Source organism: Escherichia sp. WS2035, from assembly GCF_046487065.1.
Classification (GTDB): domain Bacteria; phylum Pseudomonadota; class Gammaproteobacteria; order Enterobacterales; family Enterobacteriaceae; genus Escherichia; species Escherichia coli.
The window spans coordinates 1-3,247 of record NZ_JBJQKD010000039.1 but is presented as its reverse complement, the minus strand read 5'-3'; the positions used below and the strand labels follow the sequence as shown (position 1 = coordinate 3,247).

At 54.5% G+C, this 3,247-nt stretch carries 2 protein-coding genes; both read left to right on the top strand.

What is annotated here, in order from left to right; all coding sequences use genetic code 11:
• Window positions 1-2,376 (top strand): host specificity protein J (locus ACJHX4_RS26595; RefSeq protein ID WP_214231453.1); only part of this gene is annotated, 2,376 nt, incomplete at its 5' end.
• A gap of 58 nt (window positions 2,377-2,434) precedes the next feature.
• Window positions 2,435-3,247 (top strand): prophage tail fiber N-terminal domain-containing protein (locus ACJHX4_RS26590; RefSeq protein ID WP_048977364.1); only part of this gene is annotated, 813 nt, incomplete at its 3' end.

Below are 3,247 nucleotides of genomic sequence, written 5' to 3'. Positions count from 1 at the left end.
ACCTATAACCGCAGTAATGTGGTGATGCCGGATGATGGCGCGCCGTTCCGCTACAGCTTCAGCGCCCTGAAGGACCGCCATAATGCCGTTGAGGTGAACTGGATTGACCCGGATAACGGCTGGGAGACGGCGACAGAGCTCGTGGAGGATACGCAGGCCATTGCCCGTTACGGCCGTAACGTCACGAAGATGGATGCCTTTGGCTGTACCAGCCGGGGGCAGGCACACCGCGCCGGGCTGTGGCTGATTAAAACGGAGCTGCTGGAAACGCAGACCGTGGACTTCAGCGTGGGTGCTGAAGGGCTTCGCCATGTACCGGGGGATGTCATTGAAATCTGCGATGATGACTATGCCGGTATCAGCACCGGTGGTCGTGTGCTGGCGGTGAACAGCCAGACCCGGACGCTGACGCTCGACCGTGAAATCACGCTGCCATCCTCCGGTACCACGCTGATAAGCCTGGTTGACGGAAGTGGCAATCCGGTCAGCGTGGAGGTTCAGTCCGTCACCGACGGCGTGAAGGTGAAAGTGAGCCGTGTTCCTGACGGTGTTGCTGAATACAGCGTATGGGGGCTGAAGCTGCCGACGCTGCGCCAGCGACTGTTCCGCTGCGTGAGTATCCGTGAAAACGACGACGGCACGTATGCCATCACCGCCGTGCAGCATGTGCCGGAAAAAGAGACCATCGTGGATAACGGGGCGCACTTTGACGGCGAACAGAGTGGCACGGTGAATGGTGTCACGCCGCCCGCGGTGCAGCACCTGACCGCAGAAGTCACCGCAGACAGCGGGGAATATCAGGTGCTGGCGCGATGGGACACACCGAAGGTGGTGAAGGGGGTGAGCTTTATGCTTCGCCTGACCGTGGCAGCGGATGACGGCAGTGAGCGGCTGGTCAGCACGGCCAGGACGACGGAAACCACATACCGCTTCAGGCAACTGGCGCTGGGGAACTACAGGCTGACAGTCCGGGCGGTAAATGCGTGGGGGCAGCAGGGGGATCCGGCGTCGGTATCGTTCCGGATTGCCGCACCGGCAGCGCCATCGCGGATTGAGCTGACGCCGGGCTATTTTCAGATAACCGCAACGCCGCATCTTGCCGTTTATGATCCGACGGTACAGTTTGAGTTCTGGTTCTCGGAAAAGCGGATTGCGGATATCAGGCAGGTTGAAGCCAGCGCGCGTTATCTTGGTACGGCGCTGTACTGGATAGCCGCCAGTATCAATATCAAACCGGGCCATGATTATTATTTTTACATTCGCAGTGTGAACACCGTTGGCAAATCGGCATTTGTGGAGGCTGTTGGCCAGCCGAGTGATGATGCATCCGGCTATCTGGATTTTTTCAAAGGAGAGATAGGGAAAACCCATCTGGCTCAGGAGTTGTGGACGCAGATTGATAACGGTCAGCTTGCGCCTGACCTGGCTGAAATCAGGACGTCCATTACGGATGTCAGCAATGAAATCACGCAGACCGTCAATAAGAAACTGGAAGACCAGAGTGCAGCGATCCAGCAGATACAGAAGGTTCAGGTTGATACAAATAATAACCTGAACAGCATGTGGGCTGTGAAGCTGCAGCAGATGCAGGACGGACGCCTTTATATCGCGGGTATTGGTGCCGGTATTGAGAATACCCCTGACGGTATGCAGAGTCAGGTGCTGCTGGCGGCGGACAGGATTGCGATGATTAATCCTGCGAATGGCAATACAAAGCCGATGTTTGTTGGGCAGGGCGATCAGATATTCATGAACGAAGTGTTCCTGAAATATCTGACGGCTCCCACCATTACCAGCGGTGGCAATCCCCCAACGTTTTCACTGACACCTGATGGTCGACTTTCTGCGAGAAATGCGGATATCAGCGGTAACGTGAATGCGAACTCCGGGACGCTCAATAATGTCACGATTAACCAGAACTGTCGGATTCTGGGAAAACTGTCAGCTAACCAGATTGAAGGTGATATTGTCAAAACGGTGGGAAAAGCCTTTCCGAGAAATGGCAGTTATGCCAGCGGTACAATAACGGTCACTGTGTACGATGACCAGGCTTTTGACCGTCAGATAGTCGTCCCCCCCGTTCTGTTTCGCGGTGGTAAGCATGAAAACTTCAACAGCAACAACCAACAGTCATACTGGTATTCAACCTGTAAGCTGCAGGTGCTGAAGAACGGACAGGAAATCTTTCAGCAACCCGCGACGGATGTCAGCAGGGTATTTTCATCAGTCATTGATATGCCTGCCGGACACGGCCATGTCACCCTGACTTTCAATGTTTCTTCATATGGTGCAAATAACTGGACGCCAACGACCAGTATCAGCGACCTTCTTGTTGTCGTGATGAAGAAATCAACAGCCGGCATCAGTATCAGTTGAATTTTAAAACCCAAATTCGGGCACCAGAAATGGTGCCTTTTTTATTTGTGGAGTGAATATGGCAGTACAGATTTCAGGTGTGCTGAAAGACGGTGCAGGAAAACCGATACAGAACTGCACCATTCAGCTCAAAGCAAAACGTAACAGCACCACAGTTGTGGTGAACACGGTGGCCTCAGAAAATCCGGATGAAGCCGGACGTTACAGCATGGATGTTGAGTATGGCCAGTACAGCGTCGCCCTGCTGGTTGAAGGTTTTCCGCCTTCACATGCCGGGACCATCACCGTGTATGAGGATTCTAAGCCGGGGACATTGAATGATTTTCTGGGCGCTGCAACAGAAGATGATGTTTGTCCGGAGGCACTGTATCGTTTTGAAAAGATGGTGGAAGAGGCGGCACGCAACGCTGAAGCCGCCTCTCAGAGCGCAGCGGCAGCAAAGAAATCAGAAACAGCAGCGGCATCGTCCAGGAACGCGGCGAAAACATCAGAGACGAATGCAGGTAACAGCGCGAAAGCGGCAGCTTCTTCAAAAACAGCCGCACAAAACGCAGCAACAGCGGCAGAACGTTCAGAGACAAATGCCCGTGCGTCAGAAGAAGCCTCCGCAGACAGTGAAGAGGCTTCCCGCCGTAATGCAGAGTCAGCCGCTGAAAATGCCGGAGTCGCCACCACAAAAGCGCGGGAGGCCGCAGCAGACGCAACAAAGGCCGGGCAGAAAAAGGATGAGGCTCTGTCGGCAGCGACACGAGCTGAAAAGGCGGCAGACCGCGCAGAAGCCGCAGCGGAAGTGACTGCAGAGCCCTGTGCGAATATAGTGCCGCCGCTGCCTGATGTGTGGATACCGTTTAACGATTCACTGGATATGATT